The organism is Labrys sp. WJW (assembly GCF_001676615.1).
Taxonomy (GTDB): domain Bacteria; phylum Pseudomonadota; class Alphaproteobacteria; order Rhizobiales; family Labraceae; genus Labrys; species Labrys sedimenti.
The window spans coordinates 57,678-73,746 of sequence record NZ_LYXZ01000017.1; the positions used below are offsets into that span (position 1 = coordinate 57,678).

A 16,069-nucleotide genomic window follows, 5' to 3' on the forward strand; every position below is an offset into this window, starting at 1 on the left:
CTTCGCGCCACCTTCTCCCGCAAGGGGAGAAGGCTTCCTGAACTTCATTGGGCAAGCGCCCGGAGAACTCGGGACAGACTTTTCATTGCCAGGCGGGACCATGATGGACAGTGGCGAACCCTACCGCGTCAAGATGACCGGTATCTCCAAGCGATACAACACGATCCAGACCCTGGACGACGTATCGCTGATGCTCAGGCCCGGCGAGGTACTCGGGCTGGTCGGCGACAACGGCGCCGGCAAGTCGACCCTGAGCAAGGTGCTCTCGGGTGCCGTGATCCCCGACTCCGGCACGATCGAGATAGACGGCAAGGTGCAGTCCTTCTCTTCGCCCGCCGATGCCCGCGCCGCGCGAGTGGAGATGGTCTATCAGGACCTGTCGCTGTGCGACAGCGTCGACGTCGCCGGCAATCTCTTCCTCGGCCGCGAGCCCAGGCACCGCATCCTCGGCGTACCCTTCCTCGACCAGCGCCGCATGCATGGCGAGGCCCGTGACATGCTCGACAAGCTCGGCATCGTCATCGCCGACACCCGGCTGAAGGTCGAGAACCTCTCCGGCGGCCAGCGCCAGTCGATCGCCATCGGCCGCGCCGCGTCCTTCAATCCCTCCGTGCTGATCATGGACGAACCCACGGCCGCCCTGGCCGTCGCCGAGGTCGAGGCGGTACTCGAACTGATCCGCACCGTCAGCGCCCGCGGCGTCAGCGTGATCCTGATCACCCACCGTCTGCAGGACCTCTTCCTCGTCTGCGACCGCATCCAGGTGATGTATGAGGGCCGCAATGTCGCCGAGCGGCGGATCGAGGACACCAATATCGAGGAGGTGGTCAACCTCATCGTCGGCCGCAAATTCAGCGCCCGCTCCGCCGCCGCCGCCCAAACGAACGGCTCTAACCAAGACAACGGAGCCCGCGCATGACGGCCTCGTCCACCACCCCCGCCCATCGCCCGCGCGTCCACAAGGCCCGCTGGCGCGACAAGGCGATGGCGAATGGTAGCATCATCTCGATCGCCCTGTTCTTCATCTTCGTCTGCCTGGTCTTCTCGATCTGGACCGAGGCCTTCCTCACGGCCCCCAACCTCCTCAACATCGTGCGCCAGTCGGCGCCGCTCCTGATCGTGGCGGCTGCGATGACCTTCGTAATCACCACGGGCGGCATCGATCTTTCGGTCGGCTCGGTGCTGGCACTCGCGGCAACCTTGTCGGCGGCCTCGCTGCAAGCGGGCATTCCTTGGCCGCTCGTCATCGTGCTGATGCTGGCGATGGGCGGGGTGATCGGCGCCATACAGGGCTTCTTCATCGCCTATGAGCGCATCCCCGCCTTCATCGTCACCCTGGCCGGCCTGTCGGTGATCCGCGGCCTCGCTTTGTTGATCACGGCGGGCTATTCGATCCCGGTCGAGGCGCAGAGCCCCTTCACCGCGATCGGTCGCGCCTGGTTCCTCGGCATGCCTGTGCCGGCCCTGATCGCCCTCGTGGTGCTGGTGATCGCCTTCCTCGTCTTCAACCGGACACCCTTCGGCCGCTATGTCACCGGCGTGGGTGCCAATGCCGAGGCCGTCAGGCGCGCCGGCATCAACACCCGCTTCGTGGTGTTGTGCGTCTATATTCTCTCCAGCATGACCGCATCCGCCGCCGGCGTCATCCTGGCCGCGCGCCTCGGCTCCGGCTCCTCCAATGCCGGCCAGGGCTTCGAACTCGACGTCATCGCCGCGGTAGTGCTGGGCGGTACCAGCCTGTTCGGCGGGCGCGGTACGGTCGTCGGCACGGTACTAGGCGCCTTGACGGTCGCGGTGATCGCCAACGGCTTGGTGCTGGCGCATATGTCGCCCTTCCTGACACCCATCGTCACCGGCTCGATCATCCTGATCGCCATCTGGCTCAATTTCCGCCTGTTCAAGGGCGCCATGAGAAGCCACTGAACCGGAGCCATTGAGCATGGATCACCTGTTCCAGCCCCGCCCAGCGGAGCGCAAGCCGATCGGCATCCAATCGGGCACCGCCATGACGGTGCTTGGTCCGGTGCCGGTGGACGATCTCGGCATCACCTTGATGCACGAGCACATCCTGCTCGACGGCGCACGCACCTGGAAATGCCCGTGCCACCCCGACGAGAAGGCGATCGCCGAGCAGGCGGTGAATATCGAGATCATCGGCGAATTGCGGATGAACCCCTATATGAACCGCGACAATGTCTCGCTCGACGACAGCGACCTTGCCTTGTCCGAGCTCAAGCGCTTCCAGGCGCTCGGCGGCCACACCGTGATCGAGGCCACCAATATCGGCATCGGCCGCGCGCCCGAGAAGCTGGCGCGCATCTCCCGCGCCTCCGGCATGAAGATCATCATGGGCACCGGCTTCTATCTGGAGCCAACCCATCCGGACTGGCTGAAGGCGATGGATGTCGAGGCGGTGACGCAGTTCATCGTCGACGATGTCGGCGGCGGCGAGGAGCAGCCGCAGATCATGGCGGGGATCATCGGCGAAGTCGGCGTCAGCAAAGATTTCACGGCAGAGGAAGAGAAGTCGCTGCGCGCCTCGGCGCGGGCTGCCGGGATCACCGGCCTGCCGCTTTCCATCCACTTGCCCGGCTGGGAGCGTCTCGGCCATCGCGTGCTCGACATCGTCGAGGCCGAAGGCGCCGATCTCAGGCACACCGTGCTCTGCCACATGAATCCGAGCCATGCCGACCTGGCCTATCAGCGGGCCCTGGCCGAGCGCGGTGCCTTCCTGGAATACGACATGATCGGCATGGACTATTACTTTGCCGACCAGGACGCCCAGTCTCCTTCCGACGAACAGAACGCCACGGCGATCCGCGCGCTGGTCGACATGGGCTTCACCGACCGCCTGCTGCTGTCGCAGGACGTCTTCCTGAAGATCATGCTCACCCGCTATGGCGGCTTCGGCTACGGCTTCATCCTCAAGCATTTCGTGCCCCGCCTCCTGCGCCACGGCGTGGAGCAGGAGGCCATCGACCGCATGCTCGTCGACAATCCCAAATCCGTGTTCTCCGCTGCAGCGTGAGCCCACGCCTCCCACTTTTCCAAGGAGTGACCATGTCCAAGAAGAAGATCCTGCTCGCCGGCGAATCCTGGGTCTCGACCTCGACCCATATCAAGGGCTTCGACCAGTTCCCGACCGCGACTTATCACACCGGCGCCGACGAGCTTCTCGCCGCCCTGAAGGACAGCGCCTTCGACATCACCTTCATGCCCGCGCATGAGGCGCAGCGCCATTTTCCGCAGGATATCGAGGCGCTTTCGGCCTATGACGCCGTGGTCCTGTCCGATATCGGCGCCAACACGCTGCTGCTGCATCCCGATACCTGGATCCACTCCAAGCCCACGCCGAACCGCCTGCGCCTCCTGCGCGACTATGTGCGGAACGGCGGCGGCTTGTTGATGTTCGGCGGCTATTTCAGCTTCCAGGGCATCAATGGCGGCGCCCGCTACCGCAAGACGCCGGTCGAGGACGTGCTGCCGGTCGAATGCCTCGCCTTCGACGACCGCGTGGAAGTGCCGGAGGGCTTTGCTCCCGTCGTCACCGGCCCGGCCGATCACCCGATCCTGCAGGGCCTGGGCACGCAATGGCCCATCCTGCTCGGCTATAACGAGGTGACGCTCAAGCCGGATGCCGAGGTGCTCGCCATCGTCTCGTCCGACTACGGTTCCCAGCCACTGCTGGTGACCGGCACTCATGGCAAGGGCCGCACCGTGGCCTGGACCTCCGATGTCGGCCCGCATTGGCTGCCGCCGGGCTTCATCGCCTGGGACGGCTATAAGAAGCTGTTCGAGCAGATGCTGGTCTGGGCGACCACAAAGGGCTGAACCATGGCGGTGCATGTCGTCGGCAATGTCTGTGTCGACACGACCTTCCGGCTGGAGCGTTTCCCGGTTCCCGGCGAGACGCTCAATGCCTCCGGTCACGCCGACGGCATCGGCGGCAAGGGCGCCAACCAGGCCATTGCCGCCTCCCGCACGGGCGCGGACGTGACGCTGTGGGCGGCTGTGGGCGGCGACGCTGCGGGAGGCTGGATCGCCGACCGCCTCGCGGCGGAAAGTCTTGCCTGCCGCCTCACGGCCAAGCCCCTGCCGACGGATCGCTCAGCGGTACTGGTCGACGCCGGCGGCGAGAACATCATCGTCACCGGCAGCCTGTGCGCGGAAGCCTTCGATCCGCTCGCGGAAACGGATATTGCCGGCAGGATCGCTGCAGGCGACATCATGGTGATGCAGGGCAATTTGTCGCCCCGGGCCACCGCGGCCTGCCTGGATCTGGCCCGGCATCGCGGCGTCCGCACCATTCTCAACCCCAGCCCGCTGCCCGCCGCAGCGGGCCCCGCACTGCCGCAGGCCGATATCGTCATCGTCAATGAGGGGGAAGCCCAGGCGCTGACCCGCTTCGACGATCCCGAGCAGGCCGCCGCTGAACTTCTCCGCCAGGGAGCCGGCATCGTTCTCGTCACCCTCGGCCGCCGGGGCTGCCTCATTGCCGAGGGCAGGACGGGAAGCATTCGCCGCCTGCCGGCTCCGGCAGTCACCGCCGTCGATACCAGCGGCGCGGGCGATGTCTTCTGCGGCATCTTCGCCGGCGGCATCGACCTCGGCATGACGCCGACAGAGGCCGCCAGTCTCGCCATCGCCGCCGCTGCCGTCGCTGTCGGCCGCAACGGCACCTCGGATTCCTGCCCCAGCACGGCGGAGATCCGCGACCTCATCAGGACATTGGAAACGGAAAAGCCATGACATCCTCCTCCAAACCCATCGGCCAGGCCGCCGGCGACGCGCTGACGAGCCTCTATGGCAGATCCAAGGTCGTCATCGGCGTGGTGCATCTTGCCCCCCTTCCCGGTTCGCCGCGCTATCAGGGCGAGGCCATCGAGGCCATCTACCAGCGCGGCCTCGATGATGCGAAGGCCTATCTGCATGGCGGCTGCGACGGCGTGATCGTCGAGAACCATGGCGACGTTCCCTTCGCCAAGCCTGACGATATCGGCCCGGAAACCTCGGCCTACATGTCGGTGATCTCCGACCGCATCCGGCGTGAACTCGGCCGTCCCATCGGCATCAACGTGCTGGCCAACGCCGCCATCCCCGCCCTTTCCATCGCCAGCGCCGCCGGCGCCGGCTTCATCCGGGTCAACCAATGGGCCAATGCCTATGTCGCCAATGAAGGCTTCATCGAGGGCGAGGCCGCCCGCGCCATGCGGTTCCGGGCCAAATTGCGCGCCCATGGCATCCGCATCTTCGCCGACGCCCATGTCAAGCACGGTGCCCACGCCATCGTCGCCGACCGGCCGGTGGAGGAACTGGTCAAGGATCTCGTCTTCTTCGATGCCGATGCCATCATCGCCACCGGCCAGCGCACCGGCCATGCCGCGGATCTCGGCTATATCCAGATGATCAAGGAGGCCGCCGGCCTGCCGACCCTGGTGGGCAGCGGCGTCACCCCGGACAATGCCAACGACATTCTCAGTATCGTCGACGGCGTGATCATCGCCAGCGCCCTCAAGCATGACGGCGTGTGGTGGAACCCGGTCGATCCGGCCCGCGTGACCGCCTTCATCGCCGGGCTAGCCCGATGACATCTCCGGCAATCAATGCCGAGCGGTTGCAGCAACGTCTCCAGGCCTTCGCCCATATCGGCGCCACGCCGGCGGGCGGCGTCAACCGCCAGGCCCTCAGTCCTGAAGACCGGGAAGCGCGGAGCCTGCTGGCCGAACTGGCGCTCGCCCGCGGTTTCCAAGTCTTCCAGGACGCCATGGCCAATCTCTTCGTCCGCCGCAACGGCCGTGACGACAGCCTGCCGCCTTTGCTGATCGGCAGCCATCTCGACAGCCAGCCGACCGGCGGGCGCTTCGATGGGGCCCTCGGCACGCTCTCGGCCTTCGAGGTGCTCGAGGCGCTGGAAGATGCGGGCGTGCAGACGCCGGGACCCATCGAGGTGGTGGCCTGGACCAATGAGGAAGGCAGCCGCTTCGCGCCCGGCGTGATGGGATCGATGGCCTTTGCGGGCGTGGAGGATCCGGCGCAATGGCGATCCCTGGCCGGCAGCGACGGCGCCTCGTTCGCGGACGAGTTGGCGGCAACGCTCGCAGCCCTGCCCCAAGCGGTGATGCGCCCGCTCGGCACACCCGTCTCCGGCTATATCGAACTCCATATCGAGCAGGGACCATCCCTCGAAAAAGAGGGCCTTGCCATCGGCGTGGTGACGGGGGTCCAGGGCACGCGCTGGCTCAAGGTCACCGTCACCGGCGAGGCTGGCCATGCCGGCACCACGCCCCTGCCCTATCGCCGCGATCCGATGGTGGCGGCCGTCGGCATGATGCATCAACTCCAAACCAGCGTGATGCCCTCCGACGCCGACGCAAGGCTGACGGTGGGGCGGATCGCCACCATCCCCGGTTCGGTCAATGCCATCCCCAAGGCCGTGACCTTCAGCCTCGACATTCGCCATCCCTCGGCTGCCCGGCTCGATGCCATCGTCGACGAGGTCCAGGCGATCTGCCGTGCCGAGGGCGGGAAGCAGGGCTGCTCGGTCGAGATCACCACTGCCTTCGACATGCCGCCCGGCATCTTCGCGCCCGAGATGATCGACATCATCGAGGCCGCCGCACGCCGCCTGTCCCTGCCCGGCAAGAGGATGGTCTCGGGCGCCTTCCACGACGCCCTGTTCGTCTCCAAGGTGGCTCCGACGGCGATGATCTTCGTGCCCTGCCGGGACGGCATCAGCCATAACGAGGCCGAACATGTCGAGCCCGCCAGCATAAGGGACGGCGCCCGCCTGCTGCTCCAAGCGACGATCACGGCCGTAAACGTGGCGGGCTGAACGGCGTCCACACCGAATGTTGGTCGGGAGCGAGCGCGTGCGCGGATCGCGCGCCCGCCCTACTCCGCCAGTACCCGCGTCGACGGGAAGGTAACCTCGACCAGCGTTCCCGAATTCTTGGTGGACTGGATGGTGAAGGCGGCCCGGTTGGCTTCCACCAGCGCCTTGGTCAGCGGCAGGCCGAGGCCGGTGCCGCCCAGGGTGGTCGAGGCGACCTGGCGGAAGGGCTCCATGGCGATGGCGAGTTCGCGCTCGGTCATGCCGACGCCAGTATCGCGCACCCGCAAGACGGCCTCGCCACGCTCCGACAGGGTGGTGGAGATGATCGCCTGGCCGCCGGCCTGGGTGAATTTGATCGAGTTCGACAACAGGTTCAGCACGATCTGGCGCATGCTGCGGCCATCGGCCACCACATTGGGCAGGTTGCCAGCCAACGCCATGCGGATGATGATGCGATCGCGGCTGGCCTGGGGCTGCATCAGGCTGACGGATTGCTGCACGACCTCGTTGAGATTGACGCTGGAGAAGCTGAGGTCGAGCTTGCCGGCCTCGATCTTGGACAGATCGAGCAGGTCATTGACCAGGCTGATGACATGCTCGCCGGAGGTGTGGATGTCGCGGGCATAGGAGCGATAGCGCTCATTGCCCATCGGGCCGAAGCGCTCCTCCATCATCACCTCGGCAAAACCGATGATGGCATTGAGCGGCGTACGGACCTCGTGCGAGATCTTGGCGAGGAAGTCCGACTTCTGCGAGGAAGCCTCCTCTGCCTGGCGCTTGGCCGCCGTCAGCTCGCTTTCGGCCTTCTTGAAGCTGGTGACGTCGCGCAGCACGGCGCAGAAACGCTTGGCCTCCTCGCCGTTCCTTTCGCCGCCGAGACGCCCGATGGTCATGAACAACGGCACCGAACCGCCCTGGCGCACGCGCCCGATCACCTCGCGACCATCGTTGAGCAGGCTGGCCACGCCGTTGGAGCGCAGGCTGTCGAGATAATCGAAGGCGGCCCGATGGCTCTCCGGCGCGAACAGCAGCAGGAGGTCCTTGCCGACGATCTCGCGCTGCTCATAGCCGAACAGCGCCTCGGCACTGCGGTTGACGCTGACGATGCGCCCCTGCCCGTCGAGAATCACCACCCCATCCGTGGCGGTATCGAGCACCGCCTGGAGCTCGTCGGCCCGGCGCTCCGCGGCATGCAGCTTGTCGGCGCCGACCTCGCCGAGGGGACGGCGCACGGAAATGAGCAGAGCGCTTTCGCCATCCCAATGGGTGGTCTGCACGCGGCCGTCGACGGCAATCGTCTCGCCCGAAGCGGTTTTCAGGAGTACGCCGGGATTGGCCTCCTCGCCCGGGGGGACGGGGTCACTGCCCGCAAAGACATGGTCGAGGCCGCCAGCCTGGCGGATCGCCTCCACATCGGGATAGCCGAGCAGTTCGAGCATGGTCCGATTGGCAAATTGCAGTTCCTCGCCGCGCGCGATGAAGATGCCGATCGGCAGCCGGTCGATCAGGGCGACCGGCACCTTGTCGAGACGGCCGAGCTTGATCGACCGCGCGGCCGGTTCCGGCTCGCTTGCAGGCCCCGTTTCGCCCGATGCTGCCTCGGGCTCCGAAGCGGCATCCTCCAGCCAGCGGATCTCGTCGGCACTCAAGGCCGGCGCGACGGTGGGTTCGGCGGGCTTGGGCCCCGCCTGTACAGGAGGAATCGCCGTAGCAGGCTTTTCGGCGCGCGTTTCCGGTTCCGACGCAGTTGCAGGCTTCTCCCGATCGCCATCATCCGGCGCCGCCACAGGGGGCGGTTCCTGCCTGGCCGGCTCCGAGCGGCGCTCGCCCTCGATACGGGCTCCGAGGGCCTTGGCGATCTCGTGGAAAGCGATACGTTCTGTTGGCGTCAGGCTGTGCCGTTCGAGGGCCGACCGCTCGGATGCGGATCTTTCAGGCGCCAGCCGCTCGGAGGCCTGCCTTTCTTGGGAAGGCTTGCTCGGCAAGCGCACGACATTGCTGTCGACGTTCCCCGCGGGTATGCGAAATTTCGGTTCCTCTTCCTCCACCGGATCGGCGTCCTGCCAGACGATTGTAGCTTTCGGCGGCGGTGCTACGGCCTCGATCGGGGTCGATAGCGGCCGCTGCAGGCCCGCCATGCCGAAGCCGCGGAAGCCGGCAAACTGCCCCTCGCCCTGGAATTGCGGCGATGCGCTCAAAGTGATCGGCGTTTCCAGGCGCGCGGCCGAATCGGGCCACAGGAAGGACAGGCCCGTCCAGGTGCGCTGGCCGGCAAAGGCCGTGGCGATGGCCGTGGTGTCACGCAGGCCATGCGCCGCAGCGATGTCGGCAAAGCGCCGGCCAGTCCAGTCTGCGGCCTTCCGGCCCAGGGCCTGCGCCAATTCGGTCGAAACGGAAACGAAACGTCCCTCGGCATCGGTCTGGAAGACGAAGCGCAAGGGCTTGGTGCGGGCCACCGGCGTCGGCTCGGATGCCTCGCTCCGCGCTGGCTCCGGGGGCGAGGACAGCGGTGCATCGGGCCTCACCGGTTCGGCACGTTCGCCATCGGCCTCGACCCAGCGCCAGGCACCGCTCTGCTCGAAGGGCTTGGCGGCAGGCGGTTCACTGGATGGGGCAGGAGCCGGTTCGCTACCCGGCAAGGGCGGCAATGTGTCCGCCACCGAGGGCGGGGCCCAGCTCTGCTGGCGCCGTCCGCGCGGAAGATCGAGCGATTGCACCAGCAGCCCGAGAAATCCTTCCGGACCATCAAAGGACCGGCAGGCGCAGGACAGGGTGTCGAGCGCACCCATGCCGGGCAGGCGCAGACGGTCGAGCCGCATGGCGCCCGGCCTCGGCAGTTTCCGGGCGATGGCCGCGATCTGAGGCGAGAGCGACACCAAAGCGGCGCTTGATTGCTGACGCAGAATATCGGCCGGTGCCAGACCCAGGCTTTGGGCTCCGGCGCGGTTGGCCCAGGCGAGCGCACGCCCGTCCAGATGCCAGACAAAGGCCGGGCGCGGGTCATCCATCAGCGCCTGCAGGCGCTGATCGGCCATCAAAGCCGTCCGCAACATCGCCTCGATCATGCCGTTTTCCAAGAACCTGCCGAAATGACTAACAAAGTATGAATACAGATGGAAAACAAAAGGGTAAATCACCGCCGCTCCGTCATCCCCCGCTGATCTGGGGCATGGTTAAAACGGCAAGCCTGCGCTATCGTCACCCGCACCGTCACCGGCCTGGGGACGGGGGCAACGGAGGAGACGCCTATGACAACCAAGCCGCCGAACTTCGAAATTCCGTCCGAGATGCGCGACCTGGCGGAAAAGAGCGTCGATCAGGCCAAGAAGGCGTTCGACGGTTTCATGGGCGCGGCCTACAAGGCTGCCGGTACCATCGAAGGCACCAGTGATGCCATCCAAACCGGCGGCAAGGATATCGGCCGCAAAGCCCTGACCTATGCCGAGCAGAACGTCGCGGCCGCGCTGGACTTTGCCTCGAGCCTGGTCAAAGCCAAGGACCCCCAGCAAGTGCTGCAACTGCAGAGCGATTTCATCAAGGCGCAGCTCCAGTCTTTCGGCGAGCAAGCCAAGGATATCGGTGCCACGGCGAGCAAGCTGGCCTCCGACGTCACCAAGCCGAAGAAATAGAGCCTCATCGAATCGCGTTGCCGGGATTGCCCCGTCGAGGCAGCCCGGCAAAGCTGCAGCCTTGCCTCGACTCCACGGAATGCGGGGAATCCGTTCCGGTTTTTCACGAGGAAGATGCGGGAAAGACCTCGCGCAAGCGCCGATTTTGGGCTTTCGGCATGAAAACTTGCCCGGCGCGAGGTAAAATATTGCTTGGGACCTGCGGGTTAATAATTCCAGACAACTGAACTATTCTTGCCGTCACCGCAAAAAGACAGCCCTGTCTTGCAATCACAGCATATCTCTTCGTTGCGACCGCCAGCAATACTTTCCCCGACGTAATGCCAGCCTTGGCTTCTGGACGCGAAGAGCACCAATTTGGCGGCGAATTGTCACAAAAATACCTATTGCAACGCAATATCGAGCAAAATTCCGTCAATCCCTGCGACTTTGACCACCCGCAAAAATTCACCGATAGGCATAATTTTGGGCATGAATCGCTTAAAATTTGTGCTTTTATCGGACGATTGTGCACTGCAACAGAGTTATTGCATCGCACAAGGGCATTTGATATAGATTGTGGCAGGTGAGGTCGCCCCACATCGCGGCATGTCATGCCGAAGGCTCCTCAAGACGTTTCGTTAAGTCCACTGATCCAATTTCACCCTTACTCCCAAGGAGCGTTCTATGGTTGCCGCCAAGAACAAGACTGAAACTGAACTGGCCTTCGAAAATCTCTCCAAGCTGGAAATCCCTGCTTCCGTCCGTGACTTTGCCGAAAAGGGCGCCGCCCAGGCCAAGGACACCTATGCCAAGATCAAGGTTGCTGCCGAGGAAGCCTCCAGTGCTTTCGAAGGCGCCTACAGCACCGCTTCCAAGGGCGTTTCGACCCTCGGCCTGAAGGTCCTGGAGTCCGCCCGCACCAACACCAACGCTTCGTTCGACCATGCCATCGCCCTGTTCGGCGTGAAGACCTTCTCGGACGTGATCGAGCTCAACACCGCTTTCCTGCGCAAGCAGGCCGAGACCTTCTCGGCCCAGGCCAAGGAATATGGCGAGCTCGCCCAGAAGGTCGCCAACGAGACGATCGCTCCGGTCAAGGCTCAGGTCGAGAAGACCTTCAAGAGCGTTGCCTGATTTTCCGGCTCCGCTGACGTTTCGAGGCCCGGACTTGGTCCGGGCCTTTTTCTTTGGTTGGGGGCGAATGAAAAAATCCCCTGCCTGCACACTTGAAATAGCGGAACGATCCCGCTAAACGCATGCCCAGATGCAGTTGTAGCTCAGTTGGTTAGAGCGTCGGATTGTGGCTCCGAAGGTCGGTGGTTCGAGTCCACCCAACTGTACCATCGCCAGCCTTTGATGCTGCGATGGTACTGATCTTCATTCCACACTCCCAGAATATGCTCACCCTGGCACGAACGCACGATTCGCGGCGGCGCCGGGCGCGATGCCAAGATATGGCCGCCGGTTCAATCTTGCGGCTCTCGCGACTCATGTCGATGCCCTCAAGGCCGGCCCGCCTTCCTCGACATCTCCGCTGGCCATTCGGTAAAAATACGGACCTTCATCCTCGGATCATCGACGACCCAGCAGCGCCATTTCCGCTGCCATAGTCCTTGTCGCTTGCACTCGTCGAAAAACGCTCCTCGCAGCATGTTGCCGTCGAGCCATTCGATCCAGCGCCCCCTTTCAAACAAAAACGCCCCCGGTGCGACCGGAGGCGTCAAATGGGCTTTCACCCATCCTAACTCAAATTCAGGCGCGTCCCGGGACGCGGCCGCAGGGCTTAGGAAGCCTGCAGGCGATCAGCTGCCAGCTTGCCGGAACGACGGTCCTCGGTCAGCTCATAGGTGATCTTCTGGCCTTCCTGCAGGTCGCGCAGGCCGGCGCGTTCCACCGCGCTGATGTGAACGAAAACGTCCTTCGAGCCGTCATCCGGCTGAATGAAGCCGTAGCCCTTCTGGGAGTTGAACCACTTAACAGTACCTGTGCTCATGACGAACCTTTCCTATGGGCACGATCGAACTTCCTGCAACCGACCGGCGGCACGAAGCTCCATGGGTCGAAATTGGTAGGAAGGTCATCAGCAAGCGTGGCCATGAGACCACACAGCCAAAACGTCCGGCCGAGATCGATGGGCTTTTATGCTGGCATCGGCGCAGAAATGCAAGCGCAGCCGCGCCCGTCATATTTGACATTGAATTTACGTCGATTTGAGCCGTTTTGGGGTCAAATCGGGTCGAGATAGGGGTGTAACTGCGACGGAGCGAGTGCAGGCAGATCGGCGAGCCGCGCCGGATTATCGTCCCGCGAGTGCCGCAAATGGCTTTCGAGGGCGAGTGCCGCCTCCTCCACCCGCCCCTCGGCTAGGTGCTCGAGCACGGCTTTGTGCATGCCGATCATCTGGGGAATGTCGCTGCGCTCGCCATAGGTGCCGAAGGACAGATGCACCGAGATCAGCGGCAATTGGCAGCGATAGAGCGTGGCACGCAGTTCCTCATTGTCGCAACGCAACACGACGTCCTGATGCAGATCGGTTTCGAGCCGGTGCAGCAGGGACGCATCCGACCGCGCCTCGGCGGTATGGGCCTGCGACACCCGTTCGAGCCTTTCTTCGATGATTGATGGTTCGAGCCCCCGTACCGCCTGCCGCAGAGCCGCCGGCTCCAGCAGGATGCGCATTTCGTAGAGCTCATCGATTCGGGCGGCGGTCAGCGGGCCGGCATACCAGCGCGCATTGACCTCCTGGCGCACCAGGCCGACGCGCTCGAGCCTCAGCAGGAGCTCATGGGCGATGGTCCGGCTGACGCCGAAATGCTCGGCCAGCGCCGGGGTGCGGATCTGGAAGCGCCCGAACAGCAGGCACGAGGCCACCTGGCGCTCCAGCGCAGGATAAATCAGGCTGCGCCAATTGCGCTGCCCGAGTTCGTGCCCAAGGCCCTCCGGCAGGGTGACATGCCCGGCAAGATCGCCCGGCCTCGCCGGTACCGTACGGCTGAGGCCCACGACGAGCCCACGCAATGCCGGCCTGCGATGGACCAGGCGTTCGGCCTCCAGACGGGCCAGGGCGACGACGGCCGGCATGCGACCGACACCGAAGAGATCGGTGACTGCCTTTTCCCGGATGACGAAGCCGGCCGGCAGCGCGCCCGAGCGAATATGGGAGGCCAGCGTTTCGCCGACGATCTCGTTCAATCGCCGTCTTGTCGCCGGCGTGCTCATGCCGCCCCTCCCCTCGCCTCCAAGCAGGCTTTTCCCACGAGGGTCCACCATGGACCTGCCCGAAAAGCCCGTCATGTTCGACATTCCTACAGCGCCCTCTCGATCGCACTCGTGACGCGATCGAAGGAAGCCCCCTGGCCTCGGCCCCTCAACGATAACCTGCTTCCGACAGAGCCCGAATCCGGGAAGCATTGGCTCGGTCGACGATGGCGGCTCCGGCATCAAGGCTTGCCGGCATCAAGCCATAGCGCAAATTGAGCGCGAGCTGAATCACCGGATAGAAACCCTGGGCATAGGGTTGCTGGTCGATGGTGAAGGCAAGATGTCCCGCTTCGACGAGACGCAATATGCTAGGCGACAGATCGAAGCCGGCGGCATGGAGCGTGCGGCCTGCTCGTTCCACCGCCAGCCCGGCCCCTTCGGTGTCGGCCTGGCCGGTGGCGAGGATCGCCGAAATGCCAGGCTCTCCGGCCAGGACTGCCAGGATGTGCCGGGCGGCCTCTTCGACCTGATGACCCGTTATCGTCTCGACCCACGCGATGCCGTGTCCCTCCAGGGCAGCCTTGATGCCGTCGCGGCGCTCCTCCAACGCCGAGATGCCGGCATCATGGAGGGTGAGCAGCACGCGGCTGCCCGGCGCGATGGCCTCTGCCGCGCGCCGGCCGAGAGTCCGTCCGGCGCCGTCGAAATCCTGCGCGATGCCACTGAGCGTACCGGCACGGCCTTTGCCCTGGTCGATGTTGAAAGCCACAACAGGCACGCCCCTGGCATGGGCCTCGGCCACCACAGGTGCGAAGGCGGCGCCATCGAAGGCGACCAGTGCCAGCCCGTCGATGCCATCAGCCATGGCCTGGCGTGCGAGCACGGCCATCTCCCCGGCGTCCACCCCTTTCGTCCCCGTGAACGTTGCCTCGACATCCATCAGCGCGGCTGCATCCGCCATACCCTTGCGGACCGGGCGGAAGAAGTCCTCTTCACAGGTCACGGCGATGAATTGCAGCTTCAGCCGCCTTGCCATGACGATCCTCCCTCCGTCAGCGAGCCGTGATCCGCCTCGCCGAGCCCTCCGCCTGCAGGCCGGCGAGCGCCTGTTCGTCCCAGTCGATCCCCAGGCTTGGCTCCTGCGATGGCAGGGCATAGCCGCCCTCGATGCGCATCGCCTTGCCCGTCACGCCGTCGAGCTGGGGAATATATTCCACCCAGCGCGCATTCGGCACGGCGCAGCACAGGCCGACATGCAATTCCATCAGAAAATGCGGGCAGACGGCGACATTGAAGCTCTCCGCCATATGCGCCACCTTGAGCCAGGGCGTGATGCCGCCGATGCGGGCGACATCGACCTGCACCACCGAGCAGGCGCGCCGCTGCAGATAGTCGCGGAAATGCGAGGGGCTGTAGATGCTCTCGCCGACCGCGATCGGGATCGAGGTGGAGGCGGCCAGCCTGACATGCCCGTCGACGTCGTCGGCCGGCAGAGGCTCCTCGAACCAGCCGATATCCGCCTCGCGATAATGATGGGCGCGCCGGATCGCCTCGTCCACCGCGAAGGCCTGGTTGGCATCGGTAAAGATCTCGAAGCCCTCGCCGACCGCCTCGCGCACGGCGACGAGGCGGCTCACATCCTCACGCACCGGCCTGCCGACCTTGATCTTGCAGCCGCCGAAACCATCGGCCTTCGCCTGGAGGGCATCGGCAACGATCGCCGCCGTGTCGAGCTGCAGCCAGCCGCCCTCAGTGGTGTAGAGCCGGACCCTGTCCTGGGCGCCACCAGCCATGACATGCAGGGGCAGGCCGGCCTTGCGGCAACGCAGATCCCACAACGCCGTATCGACCGCGGCAAGCGCGAGCGAGGTGATGGCTCCCACCGAAGTGGCATGGCTGAGGAAGAGCAGGTCGCGCCAGATCTGCTCGACCATGGCGGCCTCGCGACCGATCAGGGCCGGCGCGAAGGTGCGCGCCAGGAGTTCCAGGACCGAATGCCCGCCAGTACCGATCGTATAGCTATAGCCGATGCCGATTGCTCCATCGCTGTCGAAGATGCGAACGATCGGCGTCTCCTGTGCCACGAAGGACTGGATGGCATCGACGCGTTTCACCTTGGGTTCGAGCACCACCATCGACAATTCGATGCGTTCGATCCTGGCCATGCTGGGCTCCCTGTATCCCGCCAAGGCATTCGCATATTCCTGATCCCAGCCGCAGGAACGCGGCCGGAACAGGAATACGGCCTAGCTTTCTCTTCGGGCCATCAGAACGGCCTGTCCGGGCAAAGTCAAGCATAGTGCATGGAATATGCATTATAGAAATGTCACCAAGGCGGACCCGCAGGATTCGGCGGATTTGTTGGCGCGCGGGCCATGCAGCCGGTTCCGTCCCAACAGCCGGCGGCGTATAGTCGTGAGCGCTA

The 16,069-nt window shown here is 64.8% G+C and carries 14 protein-coding genes and 1 tRNA gene; 10 read left to right on the forward strand and 5 right to left on the reverse strand.

Annotated features, from left to right (window positions below):
- Positions 1 to 100: 100 nt before the first annotated feature.
- The 7 genes from BA190_RS11670 to BA190_RS11700 are packed head-to-tail and all read left to right on the forward strand — an operon-like array spanning position 101 to position 6,832.
- Positions 101 to 919 (forward strand): ATP-binding cassette domain-containing protein, encoded by an 819-nt coding sequence (locus BA190_RS11670; RefSeq protein ID WP_068286625.1) that lies wholly within the window; start codon positions 101 to 103, stop codon positions 917 to 919.
- Positions 916 to 1,923, forward strand: a complete 1,008-nt coding sequence (locus BA190_RS11675) for an ABC transporter permease (protein ID WP_068286628.1) — start codon at positions 916 to 918, stop codon at positions 1,921 to 1,923. The genes BA190_RS11670 and BA190_RS11675 overlap by 4 nt, the downstream gene beginning before the upstream one ends.
- A gap of 16 nt (positions 1,924 to 1,939) precedes the next feature.
- The gene (locus BA190_RS11680; protein WP_068286630.1) at positions 1,940 to 3,028 is read left to right on the forward strand and encodes a phosphotriesterase; all 1,089 of its coding nucleotides are present in this window, start codon (positions 1,940 to 1,942) and stop codon (positions 3,026 to 3,028) included.
- Between the two features lie 32 nt (positions 3,029 to 3,060).
- A complete protein-coding gene (locus tag BA190_RS11685) occupies positions 3,061 to 3,831 on the forward strand; it encodes a glutamine amidotransferase (RefSeq protein WP_068286633.1) in 771 nt (256 codons plus the stop codon).
- A gap of 3 nt (positions 3,832 to 3,834) precedes the next feature.
- Complete coding sequence (locus tag BA190_RS11690) at positions 3,835 to 4,749, forward strand: ribokinase (protein ID WP_068286636.1); 915 nt, start codon at positions 3,835 to 3,837, stop codon at positions 4,747 to 4,749.
- Positions 4,746 to 5,588, forward strand: a complete 843-nt coding sequence (locus tag BA190_RS11695) for a BtpA/SgcQ family protein (protein ID WP_068286638.1) — start codon at positions 4,746 to 4,748, stop codon at positions 5,586 to 5,588. The genes BA190_RS11690 and BA190_RS11695 overlap by 4 nt, the downstream gene beginning before the upstream one ends.
- On the forward strand, positions 5,585 to 6,832 hold the full coding sequence (locus BA190_RS11700; RefSeq protein ID WP_068286646.1) for a Zn-dependent hydrolase: 1,248 nt from the start codon (positions 5,585 to 5,587) through the stop codon (positions 6,830 to 6,832). Before BA190_RS11695 ends, BA190_RS11700 begins: the two co-directional genes overlap by 4 nt.
- Positions 6,833 to 6,891: 59 nt before the next feature.
- On the opposite strand, the gene BA190_RS11705 is transcribed toward BA190_RS11700, so the two are convergent.
- Entirely contained in the window at positions 6,892 to 9,897 is a 3,006-nt protein-coding gene (locus tag BA190_RS11705) for a PAS domain-containing protein (RefSeq protein WP_068286649.1), read from the reverse strand.
- Between the two features lie 183 nt (positions 9,898 to 10,080).
- Between BA190_RS11705 and BA190_RS11710 the strand changes: the two genes are divergently transcribed.
- The 3 genes from BA190_RS11710 (at position 10,081) to BA190_RS11720 (ending at position 11,786) form a co-directional block, all read left to right on the forward strand.
- On the forward strand, positions 10,081 to 10,461 hold the full coding sequence (locus BA190_RS11710) for a phasin (RefSeq protein ID WP_068286652.1): 381 nt from the start codon (positions 10,081 to 10,083) through the stop codon (positions 10,459 to 10,461).
- 666 nt (positions 10,462 to 11,127) lie between these two features.
- The gene (locus BA190_RS11715) at positions 11,128 to 11,577 is read left to right on the forward strand and encodes a phasin (RefSeq protein WP_068286655.1); all 450 of its coding nucleotides are present in this window, start codon (positions 11,128 to 11,130) and stop codon (positions 11,575 to 11,577) included.
- A 132-nt stretch (positions 11,578 to 11,709) separates the two neighbouring features.
- Positions 11,710 to 11,786: transfer RNA gene (locus tag BA190_RS11720), tRNA-His, on the forward strand.
- A 440-nt stretch (positions 11,787 to 12,226) separates the two neighbouring features.
- Here the strand turns inward: BA190_RS11720 and BA190_RS11725 are convergent.
- The 4 genes from BA190_RS11725 to BA190_RS11740 all read right to left on the reverse strand — a co-directional run bounded on the left by BA190_RS11725 (position 12,227) and on the right by BA190_RS11740 (position 15,809).
- A complete protein-coding gene (locus BA190_RS11725; protein ID WP_068286658.1) occupies positions 12,227 to 12,436 on the reverse strand; it encodes a cold-shock protein in 210 nt (69 codons plus the stop codon).
- Between the two features lie 233 nt (positions 12,437 to 12,669).
- Positions 12,670 to 13,662 (reverse strand): GntR family transcriptional regulator, encoded by a 993-nt coding sequence (locus BA190_RS11730; protein WP_162275091.1) that lies wholly within the window; start codon positions 13,660 to 13,662, stop codon positions 12,670 to 12,672.
- Positions 13,663 to 13,810: 148 nt separating this feature from the next.
- Positions 13,811 to 14,680 (reverse strand): sugar ABC transporter substrate-binding protein, encoded by an 870-nt coding sequence (locus BA190_RS11735; RefSeq protein WP_068286663.1) that lies wholly within the window; start codon positions 14,678 to 14,680, stop codon positions 13,811 to 13,813.
- A 16-nt stretch (positions 14,681 to 14,696) separates the two neighbouring features.
- Complete coding sequence (locus tag BA190_RS11740; protein ID WP_068286666.1) at positions 14,697 to 15,809, reverse strand: mandelate racemase/muconate lactonizing enzyme family protein; 1,113 nt, start codon at positions 15,807 to 15,809, stop codon at positions 14,697 to 14,699.
- Positions 15,810 to 16,069: the final 260 nt, after the last annotated feature.